General features: G+C 68.9%; 26 protein-coding genes and 4 tRNA genes. 9 read left to right on the forward strand and 21 right to left on the reverse strand.

From position 1 onward, the window contains the following. Positions 1–114: 114 nt before the first annotated feature. From rpoB to ACF08M_RS09270, 9 genes are all read right to left on the reverse strand, one after another. Complete coding sequence (rpoB, locus tag ACF08M_RS09230) at positions 115–3600, reverse strand: DNA-directed RNA polymerase subunit beta (RefSeq protein ID WP_392184598.1); 3486 nt, start codon at positions 3598–3600, stop codon at positions 115–117. A 600-nt stretch (positions 3601–4200) separates the two neighbouring features. Next, positions 4201–4584, reverse strand: coding sequence for a 50S ribosomal protein L7/L12 (gene rplL / locus ACF08M_RS09235; RefSeq protein WP_362440680.1), 384 nt, complete (start codon positions 4582–4584; stop codon positions 4201–4203). A gap of 111 nt (positions 4585–4695) precedes the next feature. Next, on the reverse strand, positions 4696–5226 hold the full coding sequence (rplJ, locus tag ACF08M_RS09240) for a 50S ribosomal protein L10 (protein ID WP_266358738.1): 531 nt from the start codon (positions 5224–5226) through the stop codon (positions 4696–4698). A 322-nt stretch (positions 5227–5548) separates the two neighbouring features. Continuing rightward, complete coding sequence (locus tag ACF08M_RS09245) at positions 5549–6451, reverse strand: hypothetical protein (RefSeq protein ID WP_392184599.1); 903 nt, start codon at positions 6449–6451, stop codon at positions 5549–5551. Between the two features lie 162 nt (positions 6452–6613). Further along, positions 6614–7336 carry a 50S ribosomal protein L1 gene (gene rplA / locus ACF08M_RS09250; protein ID WP_362195902.1) on the reverse strand — a complete coding sequence of 241 codons (723 nt, stop codon included), beginning with the start codon at positions 7334–7336 and terminating at the stop codon, positions 6614–6616. An 81-nt stretch (positions 7337–7417) separates the two neighbouring features. Further along, positions 7418–7852 carry a 50S ribosomal protein L11 gene (gene rplK, locus ACF08M_RS09255; protein WP_006126872.1) on the reverse strand — a complete coding sequence of 145 codons (435 nt, stop codon included), beginning with the start codon at positions 7850–7852 and terminating at the stop codon, positions 7418–7420. 177 nt (positions 7853–8029) lie between these two features. After that, positions 8030–8908: a transcription termination/antitermination protein NusG gene (gene nusG, locus ACF08M_RS09260; protein ID WP_392184600.1), complete on the reverse strand. Its 879-nt coding sequence runs from the start codon at positions 8906–8908 to the stop codon at positions 8030–8032. 73 nt (positions 8909–8981) lie between these two features. Continuing rightward, positions 8982–9269, reverse strand: coding sequence for a preprotein translocase subunit SecE (gene secE / locus ACF08M_RS09265; protein ID WP_362195896.1), 288 nt, complete (start codon positions 9267–9269; stop codon positions 8982–8984). Positions 9270–9375: 106 nt separating this feature from the next. Continuing rightward, positions 9376–9448, reverse strand: a tRNA-Trp gene (locus tag ACF08M_RS09270). Between the two features lie 224 nt (positions 9449–9672). Here ACF08M_RS09270 and ACF08M_RS09275 point away from each other — a divergent pair. Together ACF08M_RS09275 and ACF08M_RS09280 are read left to right on the forward strand one after the other, a co-directional pair. Next, positions 9673–10899 (forward strand): pyridoxal phosphate-dependent aminotransferase, encoded by a 1227-nt coding sequence (locus ACF08M_RS09275; RefSeq protein WP_392184601.1) that lies wholly within the window; start codon positions 9673–9675, stop codon positions 10897–10899. Positions 10900–11145: 246 nt separating this feature from the next. Next, positions 11146–12168: an adenosine deaminase gene (locus ACF08M_RS09280; RefSeq protein WP_392184602.1), complete on the forward strand. Its 1023-nt coding sequence runs from the start codon at positions 11146–11148 to the stop codon at positions 12166–12168. A gap of 38 nt (positions 12169–12206) precedes the next feature. On the opposite strand, the gene ACF08M_RS09285 is transcribed toward ACF08M_RS09280, so the two are convergent. Continuing rightward, a complete protein-coding gene (locus tag ACF08M_RS09285; RefSeq protein WP_392184603.1) occupies positions 12207–12812 on the reverse strand; it encodes a TetR/AcrR family transcriptional regulator in 606 nt (201 codons plus the stop codon). An 87-nt stretch (positions 12813–12899) separates the two neighbouring features. On the opposite strand from ACF08M_RS09285, the gene ACF08M_RS09290 reads away from it, so the two are divergent. Further along, positions 12900–13535: an NAD(P)-dependent oxidoreductase gene (locus tag ACF08M_RS09290; RefSeq protein WP_392184604.1), complete on the forward strand. Its 636-nt coding sequence runs from the start codon at positions 12900–12902 to the stop codon at positions 13533–13535. A 10-nt stretch (positions 13536–13545) separates the two neighbouring features. On the opposite strand, the gene ACF08M_RS09295 is transcribed toward ACF08M_RS09290, so the two are convergent. From ACF08M_RS09295 to ACF08M_RS09320, 6 genes are all read right to left on the reverse strand, one after another. Beyond that, on the reverse strand, positions 13546–14601 hold the full coding sequence (locus ACF08M_RS09295; RefSeq protein WP_392184605.1) for a UDP-N-acetylmuramate dehydrogenase: 1056 nt from the start codon (positions 14599–14601) through the stop codon (positions 13546–13548). Positions 14602–14708: 107 nt separating this feature from the next. Next, positions 14709–15137 carry a MaoC family dehydratase gene (locus ACF08M_RS09300; protein ID WP_392184606.1) on the reverse strand — a complete coding sequence of 143 codons (429 nt, stop codon included), beginning with the start codon at positions 15135–15137 and terminating at the stop codon, positions 14709–14711. Beyond that, positions 15137–15589 (reverse strand): MaoC family dehydratase N-terminal domain-containing protein, encoded by a 453-nt coding sequence (locus tag ACF08M_RS09305; RefSeq protein WP_392184607.1) that lies wholly within the window; start codon positions 15587–15589, stop codon positions 15137–15139. Before ACF08M_RS09305 ends, ACF08M_RS09300 begins: the two co-directional genes overlap by 1 nt. 103 nt (positions 15590–15692) lie before the next feature. Next, a complete protein-coding gene (gene rpmG / locus ACF08M_RS09310; protein WP_003956487.1) occupies positions 15693–15857 on the reverse strand; it encodes a 50S ribosomal protein L33 in 165 nt (54 codons plus the stop codon). A gap of 89 nt (positions 15858–15946) precedes the next feature. Beyond that, positions 15947–16019, reverse strand: a tRNA-Met gene (locus tag ACF08M_RS09315). A gap of 45 nt (positions 16020–16064) precedes the next feature. Next, positions 16065–16137: transfer RNA gene (locus tag ACF08M_RS09320), tRNA-Thr, on the reverse strand. A 365-nt stretch (positions 16138–16502) separates the two neighbouring features. Here ACF08M_RS09320 and ACF08M_RS09325 point away from each other — a divergent pair. Both ACF08M_RS09325 and ACF08M_RS09330 read left to right on the forward strand, forming a co-directional pair. Continuing rightward, positions 16503–17801, forward strand: a complete 1299-nt coding sequence (locus ACF08M_RS09325) for an amidohydrolase family protein (RefSeq protein WP_392184608.1) — start codon at positions 16503–16505, stop codon at positions 17799–17801. 34 nt (positions 17802–17835) lie between these two features. Beyond that, on the forward strand, positions 17836–18492 hold the full coding sequence (locus tag ACF08M_RS09330) for an SDR family oxidoreductase (RefSeq protein WP_392184609.1): 657 nt from the start codon (positions 17836–17838) through the stop codon (positions 18490–18492). Between the two features lie 58 nt (positions 18493–18550). On the opposite strand, the gene ACF08M_RS09335 is transcribed toward ACF08M_RS09330, so the two are convergent. Next, on the reverse strand, positions 18551–19000 hold the full coding sequence (locus ACF08M_RS09335; RefSeq protein ID WP_392184610.1) for a DUF523 domain-containing protein: 450 nt from the start codon (positions 18998–19000) through the stop codon (positions 18551–18553). Positions 19001–19074: 74 nt separating this feature from the next. Beyond that, positions 19075–19156: transfer RNA gene (locus ACF08M_RS09340), tRNA-Tyr, on the reverse strand. Between the two features lie 213 nt (positions 19157–19369). Between ACF08M_RS09340 and ACF08M_RS09345 the strand changes: the two genes are divergently transcribed. From ACF08M_RS09345 to ACF08M_RS09355, 3 genes are all read left to right on the forward strand, one after another. Further along, complete coding sequence (locus ACF08M_RS09345; protein WP_392184611.1) at positions 19370–19858, forward strand: YajQ family cyclic di-GMP-binding protein; 489 nt, start codon at positions 19370–19372, stop codon at positions 19856–19858. Between the two features lie 196 nt (positions 19859–20054). Next, positions 20055–20564, forward strand: coding sequence for a methylated-DNA--[protein]-cysteine S-methyltransferase (locus tag ACF08M_RS09350; RefSeq protein WP_392184612.1), 510 nt, complete (start codon positions 20055–20057; stop codon positions 20562–20564). 1 nt (position 20565) lies between these two features. Next, the gene (locus ACF08M_RS09355) at positions 20566–21240 is read left to right on the forward strand and encodes an alpha-ketoglutarate-dependent dioxygenase AlkB family protein (RefSeq protein ID WP_392184613.1); all 675 of its coding nucleotides are present in this window, start codon (positions 20566–20568) and stop codon (positions 21238–21240) included. 6 nt (positions 21241–21246) lie between these two features. On the opposite strand, the gene ACF08M_RS09360 is transcribed toward ACF08M_RS09355, so the two are convergent. Next, complete coding sequence (locus ACF08M_RS09360; RefSeq protein WP_392184614.1) at positions 21247–21519, reverse strand: GlsB/YeaQ/YmgE family stress response membrane protein; 273 nt, start codon at positions 21517–21519, stop codon at positions 21247–21249. Between the two features lie 334 nt (positions 21520–21853). Between ACF08M_RS09360 and ACF08M_RS09365 the strand changes: the two genes are divergently transcribed. After that, a complete protein-coding gene (locus tag ACF08M_RS09365) occupies positions 21854–22255 on the forward strand; it encodes a YccF domain-containing protein (RefSeq protein ID WP_392184615.1) in 402 nt (133 codons plus the stop codon). Between the two features lie 253 nt (positions 22256–22508). Here ACF08M_RS09365 and htpX read toward each other — a convergent pair whose 3' ends face one another. Together htpX and mscL are read right to left on the reverse strand one after the other, a co-directional pair. Further along, a complete protein-coding gene (gene htpX / locus ACF08M_RS09370) occupies positions 22509–23372 on the reverse strand; it encodes a zinc metalloprotease HtpX (protein WP_392184616.1) in 864 nt (287 codons plus the stop codon). Positions 23373–23623: 251 nt separating this feature from the next. Beyond that, positions 23624–24082, reverse strand: a complete 459-nt coding sequence (gene mscL / locus ACF08M_RS09375; RefSeq protein WP_392184617.1) for a large conductance mechanosensitive channel protein MscL — start codon at positions 24080–24082, stop codon at positions 23624–23626. Between the last annotated feature and the right edge of the window lie 29 nt (positions 24083–24111).

A 24111-nucleotide genomic window follows, 5' to 3' on the forward strand; every position in this document is an offset into this window, starting at 1 on the left:
CTTTCGGGGGTTCGAGCCCCCTCGCGTCACGCGAGAAATCGGGGCACTTCAGCAATGGTCTGAACGGGTCCGGGGAGAGCCGGCCGGATCACGGGGATCCGGCCGGCCAACCCGTCAGACCTCTTCGACGCTGCTCGGCTCGCGCCGGGACAGGTCGATACCGAGCTCCTCCGCCGCGCGGAAGACGTCCTCGTCCGTGTCGCGCATCTCGATGGACATGCCGTCCGAGGACAGCACCTCCACGTTGAGGCAGAGCGACTGCATTTCCTTGATGAGCACCTTGAAGGACTCGGGAATGCCGGGCTCGGGGATGTTCTCGCCCTTGACGATCGCCTCGTAGACCTTCACGCGGCCGGTCACGTCGTCGGACTTGATCGTCAGCAGTTCCTGGAGGGCGTATGCGGCGCCGTATGCCTCAAGGGCCCACACCTCCATCTCACCGAAGCGCTGTCCACCGAACTGAGCCTTACCACCCAGCGGCTGCTGGGTGATCATGGAGTACGGACCCGTCGAACGCGCGTGCAGCTTGTCGTCGACGAGGTGGTGCAGCTTGAGGATGTACATGTACCCGACCGAGACCGGGTCCGGGAACGGCTCGCCGGAGCGGCCGTCGAACAGCTTGGCCTTGCCGGAGGGCTGCACCAGGCGGTTGCCGTCGCGGTTCGGGATCGTGGCCTCGAAGAGACCGGAGATCTCGTCCTCGCGCGCACCGTCGAAGACGGGGGTCGCCACGTTGGTGCCGGGGGCGACCTGGTCGGCGCCGATGGCCTGCAGGCGCTTGGCCCACTCGTCACCGAGGCCGGAGACGTCCCAGCCGCGGCTGGCGAGCCAGCCGAGGTGGATCTCCAGGACCTGTCCCGGGTTCATTCGGGACGGGACACCCAGCGGGTTGAGGATGATGTCGACCGGGGTGCCGTCCTCCAGGAACGGCATGTCCTCGATCGGGAGGATCTTCGAGATGACGCCCTTGTTACCGTGACGGCCGGCGAGCTTGTCACCGTCGGTGATCTTGCGCTTCTGCGCGACGTAGACGCGGACCAGCTGGTTCACGCCCGGCGGCAGCTCGTCGCCCTCTTCGCGGTCGAAGACGCGGACGCCGATGACCTTGCCGATCTCACCGTGCGGCACCTTCAGCGAGGTGTCGCGCACCTCGCGCGCCTTCTCACCGAAGATCGCGCGGAGCAGGCGCTCCTCGGGGGTCAGCTCGGTCTCACCCTTGGGCGTGACCTTGCCGACGAGGATGTCGCCGGCGACGACCTCGGCACCGATACGGATGATGCCGCGCTCGTCGAGGTCGGCGAGGACCTCCTCGGAGACGTTCGGGATGTCCCGGGTGATCTCCTCCGGGCCGAGCTTGGTGTCACGGGCGTCGACCTCGTGCTCCTCGATGTGGATCGAGGAGAGGACGTCGTCCTGCACGAGGCGCTGCGACAGGATGATCGCGTCCTCGTAGTTGTGACCCTCCCACGGCATGAACGCCACGAGCAGGTTCTTACCGAGGGCCATCTCACCGTTCTCGGTGGCCGGACCGTCGGCGAGGACCTGGTCGGCGACGACCCGGTCGCCCTCGGAGACGACAACCTTCTGGTTGACCGAGGTGCCCTGGTTGGAGCGCATGAACTTGGCGATGCGGTACGTGGTGTACGTGCCGTCGTCGTTGGTCACGGTGATGTAGTCCGCGGAGACCTCCTGGACCACACCGTCCTTCTCGGCCTTGAGCACGTCGCCGGCGTCGGTGGCGCAGCGGTACTCCATGCCGGTGCCGACGAGCGGCGCCTCGGACTTGATGAGCGGCACGGCCTGACGCATCATGTTCGCGCCCATGAGCGCGCGGTTGGCGTCGTCGTGCTCGAGGAACGGGATCATGGCGGTCGCGACCGACACCATCTGGCGCGGCGAGACGTCCATGTAGTCGACATCGGCCGGCGGGACGTAGTCGACCTCGCCACCACGGCGGCGGACCAGCACCCGGGACTCGGCGAACCGGAGTCCGTCGTTCAGCGGGGCGTTGGCCTGCGCGATGACGAACCGGTCCTCTTCGTCGGCGGTCAGGTAGTCGACCTCGTCGGTGACCTGGCCCTCGACGACCTTGCGGTACGGCGTCTCGATGAAACCGAACGCGTTGATCCGGCCGTAGGAGGCGAGCGAGCCGATCAGACCGATGTTCGGGCCTTCAGGGGTCTCGATCGGGCACATGCGGCCGTAGTGCGACGGGTGCACGTCACGGACTTCGAAGCCGGCCCGCTCACGGGAGAGACCACCCGGGCCCAGCGCGTTGAGACGACGCTTGTGCGTCAGGCCCGACAGCGGGTTGTTCTGGTCCATGAACTGGGACAGCTGGCTGGTGCCGAAGAACTCCTTGATGGAGGCGACGACCGGCCGGATGTTGATCAGGGTCTGCGGCGTGATCGCCTCGACGTCCTGGGTGGTCATGCGCTCGCGCACGACACGCTCCATACGGGCGAGACCCGTACGGACCTGGTTCTGGATCAGCTCGCCGACGTTGCGGATACGACGGTTGCCGAAGTGGTCGATGTCGTCGGTCTCGACCATGATCGAACGACCGGACTCGCCGACCGTCTCGGTCTCACCGGCGTGCAGCTTCACCAGGTACTTGATGGTGGCGATGACGTCGTCGGTGGTGAGCACGCCGGCGTCCAGCGGCTCGTCCGCGCCGAGCTTCTTGTTCACCTTGTAGCGGCCGACCTTCGCCAGGTCGTAGCGCTTCGGGTTGAAGTAGAGGTTCTCCAGCAGCGTCTGCGCCGCCTCGCGCGTGGGCGGCTCGCCCGGACGCAGCTTGCGGTAGATGTCGAGCAGCGCGTCGTCCTGGCCCTGGGTGTGGTCCTTCTCCAGGGTGGCACGCATGGACTCGTACGCGCCGAACTCCTCGAGGATCTGCTCGGTCGTCCAGCCGAGAGCCTTCAGGAGAACGGTGACGGACTGCTTGCGCTTGCGGTCGATGCGCACACCGACCATGTCGCGCTTGTCGATCTCCATCTCCAGCCAGGCACCACGGGACGGGATGACCTTGGCGGAGAAGATGTCCTTGTCGGACGTCTTGTCGATGGAGGAGTCGAAGTAGACACCCGGCGAGCGGACCAGCTGCGACACGACGACACGCTCGGTGCCGTTGATGACGAAGGTGCCCTTGTTGGTCATGAGCGGGAAGTCGCCCATGAAGACCGTCTGGGACTTGATCTCGCCGGTCTCGTTGTTGGTGAACTCGGCCGTGACGAAGAGCGGGGCGGCGAACGTGAAGTCGCGCTCCTTGCACTCGTCGATCGAGTTCTTCGGGGGCTCGAAGCGGTGGTCGCGGAACGTAAGCGACATCGACCCGGAGAAGTCCTCGATCGGTGAAATCTCCTCGAAGATTTCCTCCAGGCCGGACTTGGTGGGGACGTCTTGTCCACTGTCCAGAGCAGCCTCGACGCGAGCCTTCCAGGCGGCATTGCCGAGGAGCCAGTCAAAGCTCTCGGTCTGCAGCGCGAGGAGGTTCGGAACCTCGAGGGGCTCCTTGATCTTTGCAAAGGAGATGCGCAGCGGGGCGGTGCTGGCACCGTTGTTCGTATTCGCGGTCGAGGCGTTGCGCGAGGCGGCCAAGAGGGGGTCCTTCCGAGGGCTCGGACTCACTACGCGCGTACCGGTCCCAAGTTGTACACGGAGACAGAAATCCCAGGTCAGAGACGTTCGGTCATCGGTGCTCAAGCGAGGGCATGCCCCTGGTGACGGGCAGGAGGCAGCTAACAGGCAGCGCAAAGGGTCAGTGTAGCCAAACGGCACACTGATGTCCAGTCGGGGTTCTCAGAGACCCACGTATCTCTCAACAGCTGTTCTCAACACCTATGACTAGCTGTGCGCGCGGTGCGCTCTTCTTTACTGCCCTCTTCGTCCACGATCCATGCCTCGAATTCGGATCGATGTGTGACGACGCGTCCTGAGAATTGCGCGCCGCGTGCGGTTCGTCAAGGCCCCCCTGCCGGGACAGCGCCCCGGGGCCCCTCACCCGGCCGCCTCCCGGCACCGGTCGGCCGGCCCCGAGAGGCAACGGCGATGATCACCATACTCGTCGCCGCCGGAAGAGCAAGGCAGCCGCCGCGGGTACGCCGAAGGGCGACCACCCGGATGGGTGATCGCCCTTCGTGTTTTGACGTCCGTGCCGTGCGGCACGGGCAGTCAGAAGGAGTCAGCTGACTCCCTGAGTCACTTGACCTCGACGGAAGCGCCGGCGGCCTTGAGGGACTCGGCAGCCTTCTCGGCGGCCTCCTTGGCGACCTTCTCGAGGACCGGCTTCGGGGTGCCGTCGACGAGGTCCTTGGCCTCCTTCAGACCCAGCGAGGTCAGCTCACGCACGACCTTGATGACCTGGATCTTCTTCTCGCCGGCGCCGGTGAGGATGACGTCGAACTCGTCCTGCTCCTCGACGGCCTCAGCGGCGGCACCGGGGGCACCCGGGGCGGCAACGGCGACCGCGGCGGCGGCGGTGACGTCGAACTTCGCCTCGAAGGCCTTCACGAACTCGGAGAGCTCGATGAGGGTCATCTCTTCGAACTGCGCGAGCAGGTCGTCCTGGGACAGCTTCGCCATGATGGCGTCCTTCCACTAATTCGGCAGGTGCCGGATGTACATGTAGGCGGGCGTACGTTCGGCCCGCTGCGACCGTCGCCCTAGGGGGCGGCGATCATTGCGCGAGCCGAATTACTCGGCACCGCCCTGCTCGGCCTGCTTGGCACGAAGCGCCTCCGCGGTGCGGACGAACTTCGACGGGAGCGCCTGGAAGACCTGAGCAGCCTGAGTCTGCTTGCCCTTCATGGCGCCCGCCAGCTTGGCGAGCAGAACCTCGCGGGACTCGAGGTCCGCGAGCTTCTTGATCTCATCCGCGGTCAGTGCCTTACCGTCAAGGACACCGCCCTTGATGATGAGGTTGGGGTTGTCCTTGGCGAAGTCACGAAGACCCTTCGCCGACTCCACCGGGTCACCGGTGATGAAGGCAACCGCCGTCGGACCAGTGAACTGGTCGTCCAGCGAAGTGATCCCGGCCTCGTTGGCCGCAATCTTGGTCAGCGTGTTCTTCACCACGGCGTACTGGGCGTTCTCACCGAGCGAACGACGCAGCGTCTTGAGCTGCGCCACGGTGAGACCCCGGTACTCGGTCAGCACAGCGGCGTTCGAGCTGCGGAACTGGTCCGTCAGCTCGGCTACCGCGGCAGCCTTGTCGGGCCTTGCCATGAGCGTCGGCCTCCTTCCGGGTGATGAGGACCGCTCAGAAGGGGCCGGGAAAGACGAACGCCCCGGCACAGGTGCCAGGGCGTAGCTCGACCGAATGAAATCCGGGAGCTCTCCACAGTCACCTGCGCGGGTCGCCCGTACTCGACGGATCCTTCGGTCGCTGTTCCCTCTTGCGAGAGCGCAGCAACGACCAGCGGTCTTTGGCTTCTGTTGGAGAGTACGCGACCGATGTCGCGCCGGGCAAATCCGCCCCTCTCCGGGGGTACGGAGGTCCGGGCCGGCCGACGGCCGGGGAGCTGTGCCGCCCGGTTGCCGGCGGCTCTCAGTTCGTGCCCGCGCCGGATCCCTGCTGCTGCTTCACGAGGTCGGTGAAGTCGACCGTGTCACCGGCCGAGGGCTTCTCGACCGAGATCTTCGTGCCGTAGTCGCTGTAGTACACCGTCGAATTGAGTTCGCCGGTCTTCATCTGGCCGCGCTCGGTCTTCTTGACCAGGAGATCGTTCTTGTCGACCCAGATGTCGATCTTCTCCGTGGTGATCCCGACGTCGCTCAGCTGCTTCTTCAGCTGAGCGAGCTGGTCGGCGTCGAGCTCGGAGTTCTTCGCGGTCAGCGCGGCGACGTCGACGGTGCCGGAGTAGTGCGTCGCGGAGACTCCGCGTACATCCTCCTGGCCGACCCTCTTCACGTCACCGGAGGCCAGCAGCGACTTCAGCCCCTGGTCGGGCGTGGTGTTCTGCATCTGCTGCTTCATCGCCTCGCCGGAGGCACCGGCGAGCTTGGCGAGGTCGGCGTAGCCGTAGTTGATCCAGTGCTTGCCGCCTGCCTGCTTGGCGAAGGCCTCGCCCATGTTGACGGCGTAGCCGTCCTTGAAGTAGCGGGCCTGCATGGTGCCGGTGCCACCGTTCTGCTTCATGGCATCCGCCATGGTGCCGCCGGTGTACGTGATCTCCATGGTGCCGGTGAGACCGTCGGTCCAGTCGATGGTGCCGCTCTGCTTCATGGACATGGTGGTGCCCATCTGGGTGGTGCCCTCGACCTTCGCCGAGCTCTCCCCACCGGTCTTCTTCTGCACATCGCGCAACGCGGCGATCGGGTCGGCCTTCACCGCGGCACCGCCGCGGTTGTCACTGCCCTTGTCGTCCGATCCGCCACAGGCCGCGACCGACGTCAGTGCCGCCGCCACCGCCACCGACAGACCCACGCGTCGCACGGTCCTGGTCCTCATGTCCGTTTCCACCCCTCGTTCGGCTATCGAAGTCTCACGCTAACGCACAGCTCCGACACAGCCACCGGATACATACGGATACGAGGACGGGCCCCGCACCTCGAAAGGTTGCGGGGCCCGTCAATGTCACACGTGACGCGGCTTGCTGCCGAGCGCGGGGGCTCAGACGGCGGCCGGGTCCTCCTCGACGAGGAGGTTACGGGTGCGGTTGGCGTCCAGCGGGATGCCGGGGCCCATCGTGGTGGCCAGGGTGGCCTTCTTGATGTAGCGGCCCTTGGCGGCGGACGGCTTCAGACGGAGGATCTCCTCCAGCGCCGCTGCGTAGTTCTCCACCAGCTTGGTGTCGTCGAACGAGACCTTGCCGATGATGAAGTGCAGGTTCGAGTGCTTGTCGACGCGGAACTCGATCTTGCCGCCCTTGATGTCGTTGACAGCCTTCACGACGTCGGGGGTGACGGTGCCGGTCTTCGGGTTCGGCATCAGACCACGCGGACCGAGCACGCGGCCGAGGCGGCCGACCTTGCCCATGAGGTCCGGGGTGGCGACGACGGCGTCGAAGTCCAGACGGCCCTTCGCTACCTCGTCGATGAGCTCGTCGGCGCCGACGATGTCGGCGCCCGCGGCTTCCGCGGCCGCAGCACGGTCACCGGTCGCGAAGACCAGGACCCGGGCGGTCTTGCCGGTGCCGTGCGGGAGGTTCACGGTGCCACGGACCATCTGGTCGGCCTTGCGCGGGTCGACACCCAGGCAGAACGCGACCTCGACGGTGCCGTCGAACTTGGTGGAGGCGGTCTCCTTGGCGAGACGGACGGCCTCGAGCGGGGCGTAGTTGCGCGCCCGGTCGACCTTGGCGTCCGCAGCGCGGAGGTTCTTGCTGCGCTTCACTTCTGCTCCTGTGGTTTCAGGGTGTGGAGTCGTGGTGCGGGCCAGCGCTTGGCCCTACCACTGAGGACGTGAGGGGCTGAATCAGCCTTCGACCGTGATGCCCATGGAACGGGCGGTGCCAGCGATGATCTTCGACGCGGCGTCGAGGTCGTTGGCGTTCAGGTCGGGGAGCTTCGTCGTGGCGATCTCACGGACCTGGGCGGCCGTCAGCTTGGCAACCTTGGTCTTGTGCGGCTCGCCGGAGCCCTTCTCCACGCCCGCGGCCTTGAGGATCAGCTTCGCGGCCGGCGGAGTCTTGGTGACGAAGGTGAAGGAACGGTCCTCGTAGACCGTGATCTCCACCGGCACGACCATGCCACGCTGCGACTCGGTCGCGGCGTTGTAGGCCTTGCAGAACTCCATGATGTTGACGCCGTGCTGGCCGAGCGCGGGGCCGACCGGCGGGGCCGGGTTGGCCGCACCGGCATTGATCTGGAGCTTGATAAGCCCCGTGACCTTCTTCTTCTTGGGAGGCATTGCTCTCTCCGGGTCCTAGTGAGAGTGTTTCGCCGCCGCCCGGATCATCCGGATGGAGGCATACCGCACAACGATAACGGGTATAGCTGCGCGACCAAAAACCGAGCAGGTCAGACCGGCTGCGAAGCCGGTCTGACCTGCTCAGTAGGCATGTATCCAGAAACTGGCGGGAATCCGCTAGTTCTTCTGGATCTGGTCGAAGCTGAGCTCGACCGGGGTCTCGCGGCCGAAGATCTCGACGAGACCCTTGACCTTCTTCGAGTCGGCGTTGATCTCGTTGATCGTCGCCTGCAGGGTCGCGAACGGCCCGTCGGTGACGGTGACCGAGTCGCCCACCTCGAAGTCGAGCACCTGCACCTCGACCTTGCGGGACGGAGCCGGCTTGCCCTCGGCCTCGGCGGCCTCGCGGGCGGCCTTCTCCTCGGCCTCCGGGGCGAGCATCTTGACGATCTCGTCCAGGGTCAGCGGGTACGGGTCGTAGGCGTTGCCCACGAAACCGGTGACGCCGGGGGTGTTGCGGACGACGCCCCAGGACTCGTTCGTCAGGTCCATGCGCACCAGGACATAGCCCGGCAGCTTGTTCTGGCGGACGTTCTTGCGCTCGCCGTTCTTGATCTGGACGATCTCTTCCTCGGGCACTTCGGCCTGGTAGATGAACTCCTCGACGTTGAGCGAGACGGCGCGCTGCTCCAGGTTGGCCTTCACGCGCTTCTCGTAACCGGCGTACGTGTGGATGACGTACCACTCGCCGGGGAGACCGCGCAGCTCCTCGCGCAAGGCCGCGACGGCGTCGACGGGGGCGGCCGGCTCGGCCTCCTCGTCGGCCCCGGCGGGCTCGTCGTCGTTCACGTCGCCCTCGGAACCGGCCTCGGCGTCGTCGGCGTCGTTGGTACGCAGGGCCGCCTCCTCGGCGGGCTCACCTGCGGCGGCGTCGGCAGCGTCGGCCTGGTCCGGCTCCTCGGCGTCCGCCGCCTCGACGATGCCGAGCTCGTCCTTGGCGGACTCGAAGGCGCCCGCCGTCGGCTCGACGGCGTCGTTCAGGTTCGGGTCAGACACGGTGGCTGCTTCTTCCTGGATACAAATGGGTGGAACATGCGAAAGGGGCGCCCATGAGGCGCCCTCCGCGGGATCAGCCGAAGACGTACTTCACGACCCGCTGGAATCCGAAGTCAATCACGGTCACCAGACCGATCATGACGACGACGAACACAATCACCACAGTGGTGTATGTCGTCAGCTGATTACGAGTCGGCCAGACAACCTTGCGCAACTCGGCGACGATCTGGCGGTAGAACAGCGCGAGGCGGCCCAGGGGGCCCTTCTTTCCGCGCTTGCCGCCCTTCCGAGCCTTCTTCTTCGACTCGGGTACTTCATCCTCGGCATCAGGCATGTCGATGGAGCCCACGGCGTCCGTCACGCTTCTCACCTGATTCCGGGTCATGGCCGTGCCGCGCCCGGTGGAGCCGCACGGCGGTGCATTGAAGTACGTACATGCGCACACTTCCTGGCGAAGGAGTGTGTAGCAGGGCCGGAGGGACTTGAACCCCCAACCGCTGGTTTTGGAGACCAGTGCTCTACCAATTGAGCTACGACCCTTTGTGGTTTCCACCAACCTACCGCATCTTCCCGGAAACTCCGGGTGTGGGAACGGTTCAGCCGGTGAAGGCCAACGACAGGTGAGTGTACGTGTTCAGCGGCCCGGCGTCGAACAGATAGCTCCCGACAGCTCCTGGCCGCATCTTGTCCGCATGCTGTCCGAGTCGTGTCCGGTCCCTGAAACCGCTGGGCCGACAGGGATCGAGGTCTGGGACCATGGGGCCATGAGCGCTGCAACTTCTCCGTCCGGGCGCCGGGTCTCCGCCCGCATCGGTGCCATCTCCGAGTCCGCCACCCTCGCCGTCGACGCCAAGGCCAAGGCCCTCAAGGCCGCCGGCCGTCCGGTGATCGGCTTCGGCGCCGGTGAGCCCGACTTCCCGACCCCCGGCTACATCGTCGAAGCCGCGGTCGAGGCATGCCGCAACCCGAAGTACCACCGCTACACCCCGGCGGGGGGGCTTCCGGAGCTCAAGGCCGCCATCGCGGAGAAGACGCTGCGCGACTCCGGCTACCAGGTCGACGTCTCCCAGATCCTGGTGACCAACGGCGGCAAGCAGGCCATCTACGAGGCGTTCGCCGCGATCCTCGACCCGGGCGACGAGGTCATCGTCCCGGCCCCGTACTGGACCACCTACCCCGAGTCGATCCGGCTGGCCGGCGGCGTCCCGGTGGAGGTCGTGGCCGACGAGACCACCGGCTACCGGGTCTCGGTCGAGCAGCTGGAGGCGGCGCGCACCGAGCGCACGAAGGTCGTCCTGTTCGTCTCCCCGTCGAACCCGACCGGCGCCGTGTACAGCGAGGCCGAGGCCGAGGCGATCGGCCGCTGGGCCGTCGAGCACGGCCTGTGGGTGCTGACCGACGAGATCTACGAGCACCTGGTCTACGGCGACGCGAAGTTCACCTCGCTGCCGGCGATCGTGCCCGAGCTGCGCGACAGGTGCATCGTGGTCAACGGCGTCGCCAAGACGTACGCGATGACCGGCTGGCGGGTGGGCTGGATCGTCGGCCCGAAGGACGTCGTCAAGGCCGCGACCAACCTCCAGTCGCACGCCACGTCCAACGTCTCCAACGTCGCCCAGGTCGCCGCGCTGGCCGCCGTCTCCGGGAGCCTGGACGCGGTCGCCGAGATGCGGACCGCCTTCGACCGGCGCCGCCGGACCATCGTCCGGATGCTCAACGAGATCGACGGTGTGCTGTGCCCCGAGCCCGAGGGCGCGTTCTACGCGTACCCCTCGGTCAAGGAGCTGCTCGGCAAGGAGATCCGCGGCAGGCGTCCGGCCACCTCGGTCGAGCTGGCGGCGCTCATCCTGGACGAGGCCGAGGTCGCGGTCGTTCCGGGCGAGGCCTTCGGCACGCCGGGCTACCTGCGACTCTCGTACGCCCTGGGCGACGACGACCTCGTCGAGGGCATCTCGCGGCTCCAGAAGCTGCTGGGCGAGGCCAAGGCCTGACGCCTCCGTAGTGCGCACAAGCGGGTCCCCGGCCGAGCCGGGGACCCGCTTGTGCGTTCAGGCAAGCGCTCGTTCGATGAATCCGGCTGCCTGGACCGAGATCCTTGCGGCAGGATCTTGGAGTGACTCCTCCCCCTACAAGAGGGGGCTTCTCATGTGGTCGACTATTGGCCGCATGACGGACAAGCCCTGCCCGACGCCTTTCGGCACAGTGCGGAGCGTAACAGCTACAGAAGGTGATCGGACATGGATCGTGACGTCCGGCTGTTGCCCAAGGCCCACCTGCACCTGCATTTCACCGGGTCGATGCGGCCCACGACCCTGCTCGAACTCGCCGACAAGTACGGCGTGCATCTGCCGGACGCCCTGACCGGCGGCGAGCCGCCCCGGCTGCGGGCGACGGACGAGCGCGGATGGTTCCGCTTCCAGCGTCTCTACGACATCGCCCGGTCCTGTCTGAGGGCCCCGGAGGACATCCAGCGGCTCGTGCGCGAGACCGCCCAGGAGGACGTCGCGGACGGCTCCGGCTGGCTGGAGATCCAGGTCGATCCCACGTCGTACGCCCCGCTGCTCGGCGGGCTGATCCCGGCGATCGAGATCATCCTGGACGCGGTGGACGGCGCCTCGCGCGAGACCGGTCTGCCGATCCGGGTGGTGATCGCGGCGAACCGTATGAAGCACCCGCTGGACGCCCGCACACTGGCCCGGCTCGCGGTGCGGTACACGGACCGGGGCGTGGTCGGATTCGGGCTCTCCAACGACGAGCGCCGCGGTATGGCCCGGGACTTCGACCGGGCCTTCGCCATCGCCCGGGACGGCGGTCTGCTGGCGGCCCCGCACGGCGGCGAGCTGGCCGGCCCGTCGAGCGTGCGGGACTGCCTGGACGACCTCGACGCGGCCCGGATCGGGCACGGCGTGCGGGCCGCCGAGGATCCCCGGCTGCTGCGCAGGCTGGCGGAGCGCGGGGTGACCTGCGAGGTGTGCCCGGCGTCGAACGTGGCACTGGGGGTCTACGAGAAGCCCGCCGACGTGCCCCTGCGCACGCTGTTCGAGGCCGGGGTGCCGATGGCGCTGGGCGCGGACGATCCGCTGCTCTTCGGTTCCCGGCTGGCCGCGCAGTACGACCTCGTACGGCGCCACCACGCGTTCACGGACGAGGAGCTCGCGGAACTGGCCCGGCAGTCGGTACGGGGCTCCGCGGCACCCGCCGCGATTCGGGCGGAACTCCTGGCGGGCATCGACGACTGGCTGTCGAAGCCCGCGAGCTGAGGCCCTCGTCCCGGCCGGTTCCCCGGGGCGGGCGCGCCCTACGCCACGAGGCCCCGCGCCAGCATCCCGGCCACGGACGCGGCGAACTCGTCGAGGGACTGCGGCGGCCCCCCGCCCTCCGTGGCGTCGTAGGCGAACGCCCGCTGCGCGCAGGCCCCCAGGAGCAGCGACGCGGCCGCGTAGGTGTCCGCGTCGGCCCGCACCCGGCCGGCCGCCCGCTCGGAGCGCAGATACGCATCCAGGCCGCGAATGGGCACGTGCGGGCCGGTGCCCAGCTCCCTCATCGCCTCGTTGTGGCGCTGCCTGAGCCTGGGCTCGGCGTACAGCGAGGCGGCGATCGGGAAGCTCTGCTCGTAGAAGAGGGCGGCCTGCCGGGCGATCTCGGTGAGGTTCTGCTCGACGGTCCGCTCCCCCGCCCCCGGCGACACGATGAGCCGCTTCAGCAGCGGGGTGAGCTTGGGCAGCCGCTCTTTGAGCACGGCCACGAACAGCTCCTCCTTGCTCGGGAAGTGCTTGTAGAGCGCGGCCTCCGAGCAGCCGGCGGCCCGGGCGATCTCCTTGGTGGTGGCGCGGGCCAGGCCGATGGTGAGCATCAGCTGGTGGGCGGCGTCGATGATGCGGACGCGGGCCGACTTCTGCTCCATGTGCACTCCAATGAAGCTTGACGAGGTGGTGAGTACCCACTCACTCTAGGGGTGAGTGGGTACTTACTCACCCCGGGAGGGCACGCAATGAGGATCACGGTGTTCGGCGCGACGGGCGGCGTCGGCCAGGAGGTCGTCCGCCAGGCGGTGGCGGCGGGGCACGAGGTGACGGCGGTGGTCCGGGATCCGGCGCGGCTGCCCGTCCCGCTCTCCGACGTACAGGTCCACGCGGCAGCGCGCCTGGACGACCCGGAGGCGTTGCGGGAAGCGGTTGCGGGCCGGGACGCGGTGCTCTCCGCGCTCGGCTCGCGGGGCCGGAAGGCGGGCGGGGTCGCCGAGCGGCTCACCCGGTCGGTGCTGGCGGCGATGGAGGCCGAGGGGGTGCGGCGGCTGCTGGTGGTCAGCGCGGCGCCGGTCGGCCCCCGGCCCACCGACGACCCGGTCGTGGACCGGGCGGTCCGCAGGGTGGTCGGGGCGATCCTCAAGGAGGTCTACGCGGACCTGACGCGGATGGAGGCCGCGTTGGCCGGGAGTACCACGGACTGGACGTCCGTACGGCCTCCGAAGCTCACCAACGGGCCGTTGACGGGGAAGTACCGGACGGCGGTCGGCGGCAGTCCGCGCAGCGGCCGGACCATTTCACGGGCCGACGTGGCGCACGCGATGCTGGCACTGATGGACGATCCGGCCGCGGTGAAGCAGGGCGTGGGCGTGGCGTACTGAGCCGCGTCTCCTACAGGCTCACGCCGACTGTCACGGGTTCGTTGACGAGCGTGACGCCGAATGCCTTGTGCACCCCGGCGACGACCTCACGGGCGAGTGCGAGAAGGTCCTCGGTGGTCGCGCCGCCGCGGTTGGTGAGCGCGAGGGTGTGCTTGGTGGAGATACGGGCCGGTCCCGTGCCGTAGCCCTTGGTGAATCCGGCCTTGTCGATGAGCCAGGCCGCGGAGGTCTTGGTGCGTCCCCCGTCCGCGGGGAAGGCGGGGGGCGTCACCTCGGGCCCGAGCAGGTCCATGGCGCGGGCGCGGAACGCCTCGTACTCCGCCGCCTCCAGGATCGGATTGGTGAAGAAGGAACCGGCCGACCAGGAGTCGTGGTCCTCCGGGTCCAGCACCATGCCTTTGCCGGCGCGGAGGCCGAGCACCGTTTCACGGGCGGCCGCGGCGGGCACGCGCTCGCCCTGCTCGACACCCATGGCACGGGCCGTCTCGGGGTACTTCAGGGGCGCGGACAGGCCGCCCGCGTCCTCCAGTTCGAAGCGGACACGCAGCACCACGAAGCGGTCGGGTTCGGCCTTGAAACGACTGTGCCGGTACGAGAACGCGCACTCGGCGTTCGGAATGGTGACCGTTTCACGTGCGTAGCGGTCGTAGGCGACGACCTCGGTGATGGTGGAGGACACTTCCTGGCCGTAGGCGCCGACGTTCTGGATCGGCGTCGCACCGGCGGATCCTGGAATTCCGGCCAGGCACTCGATGCCCGCGAGACCGGCTTCGACGGTGCGGGCGACGGCGTCCGTCCAGACCTCTCCGGCGGCCAGCTCCAGCGTCGTACCGTCCAGGGCGACGCCCCGGGTCGCAATGCGCAGGGCGGTGCCGTTGAAGCCCTTGTCGCCGATGACCAGGTTGCTGCCGCCCCCGATGACCAGGAGCGGGGTGCCGCTCCCATCGGCCTCGCGCACGGCTTCGATCACCTCGGCGTCGGTCGTCGCCGTGAGAAGGCGGTCGGCGGGGCCGCCGAGCCGGAAGGTGGTCAGGGGGGCGAGGGGCGCGTCGTGGAGTTCCTGCACGGGGACAAGGGTACGGTCCCGGACACCGCGACGCCACTGGCCATCGCGGGCAGGCTCTGAGGGGCACCGCCCCAGGACGGTGCCCCTCACCCGCGCTCGACAGGCTCTCAGCCGAGCCGCACCACGGCACGGGACATGCCCAGCACCTTCTTGCCCTCGCTCATGGCCGTCAGGTCCACCCGCACCCGCTTGTCGTCCAGCAGTGCGGCCACCTTGGCGCTGACCTCGATCAGGGCGCCCTCGTCGTCGTTCGGCACGACGACCGGCTTGGTGAACCGGACCCCGTACTCGACGATCGCGCCCGGGTCGCCGGCCCAGTCCGTGACCACCCGGATCGCCTCGGCCATGGTGAACATGCCGTGCGCAATCACATCGGGCAGCCCGACCTCGCGGGCGAACTTCTCGTTCCAGTGGATCGGGTTGAAGTCACCGGACGCGCCCGCGTACTGCACCAGCGTCGCCCGGGTCACCGGGAAGGACTGCGCCGGAAGCTCCGTACCGACCTCGACCGACTCGTAGGCCACCTTCGCCGTCATCACGCCTCCTCGGCAGCGCGCGCCACCAGCTTCGTCCACGCGGTCACGACGTGCTCTCCGGACTCGTCGTGGACCTCGCCGCGGATGTCCAGGACGTCATTGCCCGCCAGGGACTTGATGTCCTCGATCGTCGAGGTGACCGTCAGCCGGTCCCCCGCCCGCACGGGGCGCACATAGGTGAACTTCTGGTCACCGTGCACCACGCGGCTGTAGTCCAGGCCCAGCTGCGGGTCCTGCACCACCTGCCCGGCGGCCTTGAAGGTGATCGAGAAGACGAACGTCGGCGGCGCGATCACGTCGCTGTGACCGAGCGCCTTGGCCACCTCGGGGTCGACGTACACCGGATTGGTGTCGCCCACCGCCTCGGCGAACTCGCGGATCTTCTCCCGGCCGACCTCGTACGGCGGGGTGGGCGGATAGGTCCGCCCCACGAAGGACTGGTCGAGCGCCATGAGCTCGCTACCTCCTGATGAAAGATGAAAAGGCCGAAGAACAGCCCTCATACAACGACACGAGGCCGCCCCCAGTGGGGACGGCCTCGTGTACGAGCCTGTTTCAGCGCGTTTCGCGGTGCGCGGTGTGCGAGTTGCAGCGCGGGCAGTGCTTCTTCATCTCAAGACGGTCCGGGTTGTTGCGCCGGTTCTTCTTGGTGATGTAGTTCCGCTCCTTGCACTCCACGCAGGCCAGCGTGATCTTCGGGCGGACGTCGGTGGCAGCCACGTGAGTGCTCCTTGGACGGACGGATGGACGGATGAACGCAAAAAAGAGTAGCCGATCGAAGGACCGACCCCACAATCGGCTACCGTAAGTAGCGGTGACCGGACTTGAACCGGTGACACAGCGATTATGAGCCGCTTGCTCTACCGACTGAGCTACACCGCTTTGATGACGATTCCCCCCGCCGAAGCGGGGGTTCTCGATCACCAGAGCCCCAATGCGGAATCGAACCGCAGACCTTCTCCTTACCATGGAGACGCTCTACCGACTGAGCTATTGGGGCGAGCGATGAAGACATTACACGGTTGGTCGCCGATCGCCCAAATCCGTTTCGAGGCCCCGTCCGGCGGCCGTGGCGGACGCCCCGCCGATCCCTTGATCAGCCGCCTTCCACCCGCCTTCCACCCGCCCGCCGGCCGCCCTCCGGCCCGCCCATCAGCGGCCTCGCGGTCCGCCCTCGGCCGTTTGCGGCCGCCCGGACAGCGCCACGACCACGGCATGAGCCACTGCGGCCCAGCCGCACACCCGTGCCCCGGTTACCCCCAGGGCCACGCCGGTACGACTATTGCGCTCCTCCTCGAACCGGGCCGAACACGCCCCTAGGCTCGACTCACTCTGCGTGACCTTGTATCCCTTCCCAGGAGCGCGATGCCCGACAGCCAGCCGGACGACCACGCCGCCGACGCGGCCGACGCGGCCAGCAGCCACGACACCGGCGCCACCGCCGGGACCGGCACCCTGGTGCTCTGCGGCGCCCGTCTCACCGACGGCCGCATCGTGGACGTACGGCTCGGCGGCGGCCGCATCGAGGCCGTCGGCACCGCGGGCAGCCTGACCGCGACCGGCCCGCGGGTGGACCTGCGCGGCTATCTGCTGCTCCCCGCCCCGGCCGAACCCCACGCCCACAGCGACACCGCGCTCACCGCCGGCGGTACGGGCCCGGACAGCGCCCCAGGACCCGTCTCGCACCGCCCCGAGGACATCCAGCGCCGCGCCACCGAGGCGGCCCTGCTCCAGCTCGGGCACGGCGCCACCGCACTGCGCGCGCACGTGCGGATCGGATCCGTCCAGGGCCTCGCCTCCCTCGATGCCGTGCTGCAGGCGCGAAGTTCGCTGCGCGGACTCGTCGAACTGACCCCGGTCGCCGTACCCCGCCTGCTCACCGGCGTCGCGGGCGCCGACAACCTGGTCATGCTGCGTGACGCGGTGAAGATGGGGGCCGGCGCGGTCGGCGGCTGCCCCGACCTCGACCCGGACCCCGCGGGGTACGCGGAAGCCGTCCTGGAGATCGCCGCCGAGCAGGGCTGCCCCGTCGATCTGCACACGGACGGTGCCGATCCGGCCCGGCTCGGGCGGCTGGCCGCCATGGCCGGCGGGCTGCGGCCCGGCGTCTCCGTCGGCCCGTGCGCCGGCCTCTCCCGGCTGCCCGCTCCGGCCGCGGCCCGGGCCGCCGACCAGCTCGCCGCGGCCGGGGTGACGGTCATCTGCCTCCCCCAGGGCGGCTGCTGCGGGGTGGAGGGCCGGGGCACCGCCCCCGTACGGCTGCTGCGGGCGGCCGGGGTGCGGATCGCGGCGGGCAGCGGGGCGCTGCGGGACATCGCGAACCCGGTGGGACGCGGGGATCCGCTGGAGGCCGCCTACCTGCTGGCCTCGCAGAGCGGGATGTGCGCCGACGAGGCGTACGGGGCGGTGTCGTCGGTCGCACGGAAGGCGATGGGGCTGCCGGGGATCCGGGTCGAGGCGGGCTTCCCGGCCGAGCTGCTCGCCGTGCGCGGGGAGCAGCTCTCCGGCGTGCTGTCGCTCGCCTACAGCCGGATCGTGGTGCATCGCGGCCGGGTGGTGGCGCGGACGAGCGCGGTGCGCGAGTACTGCGACTCGGAGACCGTCGTCGCCCTCGGCCTGCCCCGCCAGGGACGGCCGGATTCCGGTCCCTGCGGCGGTCCCTGAGCGCGGCGGCCCGCCGCGGCGTACGGTCGGGACCATGCGCATTGTCATCGCAGGTGGACATGGTCAGATCGCGCTGCGGCTGGAGCGGCTGCTCGCCGCGCGCGGGGATGAGGCCGTGGGCGTCATCCGTAATCCGGAACAGAGCGCGGACCTCCGGGCGGCGGGGGCCGAACCGGTCGTCCTGGATCTCGAATCGGCCTCCGTGGAGGAGGTGGCCCAGGTGCTGCGCGGCGCCGACGCGGCGGTCTTCGCGGCCGGCGCGGGCCCGAACAGCGGCTCGGCGCGCAAGGAGACGGTGGATCGCGGCGCGGCGGTGCTGTTCGCGGACGCGGCCGAACGGGCGGGGGTACGGCGCTATGTCGTGGTCTCGTCGATGGGCGCCGACCCCGGCCACCCGGGCGACGAGGTCTTCGACGCATACCTGCGGGCGAAGGGCGCCGCGGACGTGTACGTGCGCTCCAGGAGCGCACTCGACTGGACGATCCTGCGCCCCGGAATGCTGACGAACGACGCGGGCACGGGGATGGTCCTCCTGACCGCCTCGACCGGCCGCGGCCCGGTGCCGCGCGACGATGTGGCGGCGGCACTGCTGGAGCTGCTGGACACCCCGGCGACGGCGGGGCTGACGCTGGAGCTCATCTCGGGGAACATGCCGGTGTCGGTCGCGGTGAAGGACGTGGCGGGAAACTGAGCCGCACCCCGCGGGGCGGTCCGGCCGGTGGTCACGGCAAGTGGCCCACCGCCCCCGGTCAGCAGCGCGGTGCCGGGCGGACCGTGATGCCGTGGCGCTCCAGCAGGGCGGCGGTGACGCCGTCGCCCTCGCGGAGTTCGCCCGTGAACGTCCCGTCGTAGACCGTGCCACGCCCGCAGGAGGGGCTGCGCGGCATCAGCAGCGCCTCGGTGCACCCGGACCGGCGCGCGGCGTCCAGCGCCCGCCGGGCGCCGTCCACGAACTCCTCCGTCACATCGCACCCGGTGTCGTCGACCACGCGGGCGCGCCCGTCCAGCACGTCGTGGCCGTCGCCGCCGACGATCTCGGCGGGGCGGCGCGGAGTGGGCAGCCCTGCGGCGACCTCGGGGCAGAAGGCGACGGGGCGGCGGTCCGCGACGGCCTCGGCCACGGCGGCGGATTCCTTCCCGCGGCCGTCGAAGCGGCAGGGCACACCGCTCAGGCAGGCGCTGACCAGCACGGATTCCATGTTCACGCCCTTCGCAGCAGAAACCTCGGCAGAAACAAAGAAGGCCCCTGTCCTAGGACAGGGGCCTTGCCATGTGGCGGCGCCAGGGTTCGAACCTGGGTAGGCTGAGCCGGCAGATTTACAGTCTGCTCCCTTTGGCCACTCGGGCACACCGCCAGGGATTGCTGCCGTGAGAACCGCTTTTCGGCGGCGCTCCGTGGCAACGACGTAAACGATACCTGATGCCCGGGGGTGCTCCGCCACCGGATTGATCAGCGGTCCGATCGGGCGTGGGTGGCTAGGCTTTGACCGGTGGCGCGGGGCCGGAAGGCCCACAACCGCCCGTATGCACCCCGTTTCCCAGCACCCCGATACAAGGAGCCACACGTCATGGCCGACTCCAGTTTCGACATCGTCTCGAAGGTCGAGCGGCAGGAGGTCGACAACGCCCTCAACCAGGCCGCCAAGGAAATCTCGCAGCGTTACGACTTCAAGGGCACCGACGCCTCGATCTCCTGGTCCGGCGAGAAGATCCTGATGGAGGCGAACGGCGAGGAGCGGGTCAAGGCGATCCTCGACATCTTCCAGTCCAAGCTGATCAAGCGCGGCATCTCGCTGAAGTCGCTGGACGCGGGCGAGCCGCAGCTGTCCGGCAAGGAGTACAAGATCTTCGCCACGATCGAGGAAGGCATCTCCCAGGAGAACGCCAAGAAGGTGGCGAAGACCATTCGCGACGAGGGCCCGAAGGGCGTCAAGGCGCAGGTCCAGGGCGACGAGCTGCGGGTCAGCTCGAAGAGCCGGGACGACCTGCAGGCCGTGCAGGCGCTGCTGAAGGGCAAGGACTTCGACTTCGCCGTGCAGTTCGTGAACTACCGGTAGCTCCCGGGCGGTTCCCCGGCGGTCCTGCGCCTCGCGGGTGCGGGGTGGTGCGGCGCCTCCCGCTCCGCACCACCCCGCACACGGGATGCGATGTCCGAATACCGCCGGTCGCGGCGCCGCCGGGGACGCAGACTCGACCGTGCCGGACGACGATCCCGTCGGATTCCGGCGGATCGGGCAAGGAGAGGGACGAGTCATGACCATGTACGCAACGGTCGACAGCCCGCTGGGCGAACTGCTGCTGGTCGGCGAGGAGGCCACCGGCGCGGCCGGAGGGGTCGCGCTCGCCTCGATCTCACTGCCCGGCCAGAAGGGTGCCGCGGTCGTCCAGGACGCATGGAGCCACGCGCCGGAGGCCTTCGCGGGGATCGCCGCACAGCTGCGGGAGTACTTCGAGGGGCGGCTGACCCGTTTCGACATCGTGTACGCGGACGGCCGGGGCACCGACTTCCAGCGTCGGGTCTGGGCGGCGCTGGACACCGTCCCGTACGGGGAGACCATGTCGTACGGCCGGATCGCCGAACGGATCGGTATGCCCGGGGCGGGCGTGCGGGCCGTGGGAACGGCGATCGGGCGCAATCCGCTGCTGATCGTGCGTCCGTGCCACCGGGTGATCGGCGCGGACGGGGCCCTGCGGGGCTACGCGGGCGGCCTGGAGCGCAAGGAACAGCTTCTGGGGCTGGAAGGCGCCCTGGCGGTGCACTGACATGTCCGGGCTCTTTCCGCGACCGCGGACCGTCGTCGCACCGGGGGCCGTGCACGTACCCGAATGGCTGTCGCCGGGGCGTCGGCGGGAGTTGGTGGCCGCCTGCCGGGAGTGGGCGCGGGGGCCCGTACCACTGCGGCACACGGCGCTGCCGGGCGGCGGAGTGATGTCCGTCCGGACGGTCTGTCTGGGGTGGCACTGGCAGCCGTACCGGTACTCGCGTACGGCCGACGATGTGAACGGTTCCCGGGTCGCCGAGTTCCCCGACTGGCTGGCGGAGCTGGGACGGGAGGCGCTGGCCGACGCGTACGGGGACGAGGGGCCGGTCCGGGCGTATGCGCCGGACACCGCCCTCATCAACTTCTACGACGACGCGGCGCGGATGGGTATGCACCAGGACAAGGAGGAGCGGTCGGATGCTCCGGTGGTGTCGCTCAGCATCGGTGCCACCTGCGTCTTCCGCTTCGGGAACACCGAGAACCGCGGAAAGCCGTACACGGATGTGGAGTTGGCCTCCGGCGACCTGTTCGTCTTCGGCGGGCCTTCGCGTTTCGCCTTCCATGGTGTGCCGAAGATCCGCCCGGGAACGGCGGATCCTGCGACGGGGATGCGCCGCGGCCGGCTCAACCTGACCCTGCGTGAGACCGGGCTGGACGCCCACGGCCATGGGCGCTGACGGGCGTCAGCGACGGTCGCGGGAGTTCCCGAAGAGCAGCCGGTAGGCGATCAGCAGGACCAGCGAACCACCGATGGCCGAGACCCAAGTGGCCGTGTCGTAGAAGTCGTTGGATATGGGGCGGTCGAGGAAGCGCGACGATATCCAGCCACCGAGGAAGGCACCGACGATCCCGATGAGGGTGGTGCCGACCAGGCCGCCCGGGTCGCGGCCCGGGAGCAGGAACTTGGCTATGGCGCCGGCAAGCAGTCCCAGAATGATCCAACCAATAATGCTCATGCGTGCGAACCTACCCGTCACTCGTTCCTGATATCCAGGACGCCGCTGCCGGTCCGCCGGTTGCTCCGCACGGCCCGCGGTCCGGGGTCCGCGGTGCGTGAGCGGGCCGCTCCCCGACCGCCCAGGGTCATACGCGGGCGCTGGAATCCGGCCAGGGCGCCATCTCTGCCCCTGGACAATCCCCGTCAGCGGACAATCCCCATCGGCGCGTGTGCCGGGGACCATGACCGGCCCCTCCCGCCCCTCCCGCCCCTCCGGTTCCGGCTCCCGGCGTCCGGGCCCGATACTGGCATTGGGCAGGACCGACGGACGAACGAGACGGAGCACAGCGACCATGAAGCCTCTTCAGTTGATCCTCAACATCCTCTGGGTGGTGTTCTGCGGCTTCTGGATGGCCCTCGGCTACGCGGTCGCGGCACTCATCTGCTTCATCCTCATCGTGACCATCCCCTTCGGCATCGCCTCGATGAGGATCGCGGGCTACGTCCTGTGGCCGTTTGGCCGGACGACCGTGGAACGGCCCGACGCGGGGGCGCCCTCCTGTGTGGGCAATGTGATCTGGCTCGTCTTCGCCGGTTGGTGGCTGGCGCTGGGCCACCTGCTGACGAGCATCCCGCTGTTCGTGTCGATCATCGGCATCCCCTTCGGCTGGGCGAACCTGAAGATGATCCCCATCTCCCTCATGCCGCTGGGGCGAGAGGTGGTCACGACCGACGAGGCGTTCGGAGCACGGTGACACCGGAGGTCCCACGCCGGCGGTGACACCGCAGGTCGGCGGTGCAGCGGGCGGTCCCCCCGATGCGGGGGACTGCTCCGCTGCGCACGGCCGGGGCCGCGAGTCCGGCGAGCGCCCTGCACGAGGACGGCCGGTCGCTCTGCGGCACAGGAGACGCCCCGATGAAGGCCATGCTCCGGATTCTGTTCACCGTTGCTTGCGCCGCAGCCGTCCGCTTCACCGGCTTCGGTGACGGCTCAGAGCCTGGCCGTCCTCACGGCCGATGACCCGCCATCTGCTCCAGTCGGGCGATGCGCTCCGCCATCGGCGGATGCGTCGAGAACATCTTGGACATTCCCTGGCCGGGGCGGAAGGGGTTCGCGATCATCATGTGGCTCGCGGTCTCGATCCTCGGCTCGGGGGGCAGCGGGAGCTGTTTCGTTCCTGCGTCGAGCTTTCGCAGGGCACTGGCGAGGGCCAGCGGGTCGCCGGTCAGCTGGGCGCCCGAGGCGTCGGCCTGGTACTCGCGGGAGCGGCTGACGGCCAGTTGGATGATGGAGGCCGCCAGTGGGCCGAGGATCATGATCATCAGCATGCCCAGGATGCCGGGGCCCTCGTCGTCGTTGGACCGGCCGACCGGAATCAGCCAGGCGAAGTTGACCAGGAACATGACGACGGAGGCGAGCGCTCCGGCGACGGACGAGATCAGGATGTCGCGGTTGTAGACATGGCTCAGCTCATGGCCGAGGACACCGCGCAGCTCTCGCTCGTCCAGGATCTGGAGGATGCCATCGGTGCAGCAGACCGCGGCGTTGCGCGGGTTGCGGCCGGTGGCAAAGGCGTTGGGCGCCTGGGTCGGTGAGATGTAGAGCCGGGGCATGGGCTGGCGGGCGGCTGTCGAGAGCTCGCGGACCATGCGGTAGAGCTGTGGTGCCTCGAATTCGCTGACGGGGCGGGCGCGCATGGCCCTGAGCGCCAGTTTGTCGCTGTTCCAGTACGCGTAGGCGTTGGTGCCGACGGCTACGAGGAGCGCGACGATCAGGCCCGTACGTCCGAAGAAGCTTCCGATGACGATGATGAGTGCGGACAGTCCCCCGAGGAGTACGGCGGTTTTCAGCCCGTTGTGCCGGCGGTGCACGGTACGCCCTCCAAGTGGTGCGGCAGGGGAACCCTTTGCTTGGTGGTCTCCACTCCCTCAGTGGAGCCTCCCGTACAGGTCAACGCCAGGCGAGGAGAGCTAGTTCCCCGGTGTGCGCGGCCGTGGGGCAGGGCCTGTCCGGCCAGGACGGCCCGATGGGACTCTGGGCCGAACGGGTCAGGGCCTGCCCGGGCGTGATGCGCCGGGCAGGCCCTGAGGGGCTGCGCACAGGGCCGTCCCTGCCGGACGGCTCAGCGCTGGGCAGGAAGTCCGGCGATGGCGAGGGCCTCGGGGTCCGGCTTGATCTCGCTGGTGCAGTGGGCGCAACGGGAGGCGATGGCCGGGATCTCGGTGTAGCAGCGGGGGCAGTCGCGCAGGGCGGCCTTGATGTCGACCTTCTCCTCCGTCCTGGAGAAGCGGTTCTGGACCTTCGCCATGGGGACGACGACGCCGAAGTAGAGCACCGCGGCCGTGATCAGGAAGGCGATGGCGGCGGCCAGGAACTTCCCGTACGGGAAGATGGCCCCCTCGATCGAGAACTGCGCCGAGCTGAAGTCGCCGACGGAACCGGTGGCGAGGCCGATCAGCGGGGTGATGAAGGCGGTGCTGAAACCGGTGACGACTGCGGTGAAAGCGGCTCCGACGGCCAGACCGATGGCCATGGAGATGACGTTTCCGCGCAGGATGAAGTCCTTGAACCCGTTCAGCACTGCTCTGGCTCCTCTGGGATAGGGGTGCG

The organism is Streptomyces sp. NPDC015032 (assembly GCF_043080425.1).
Lineage (GTDB): Bacteria > Actinomycetota > Actinomycetes > Streptomycetales > Streptomycetaceae > Streptomyces.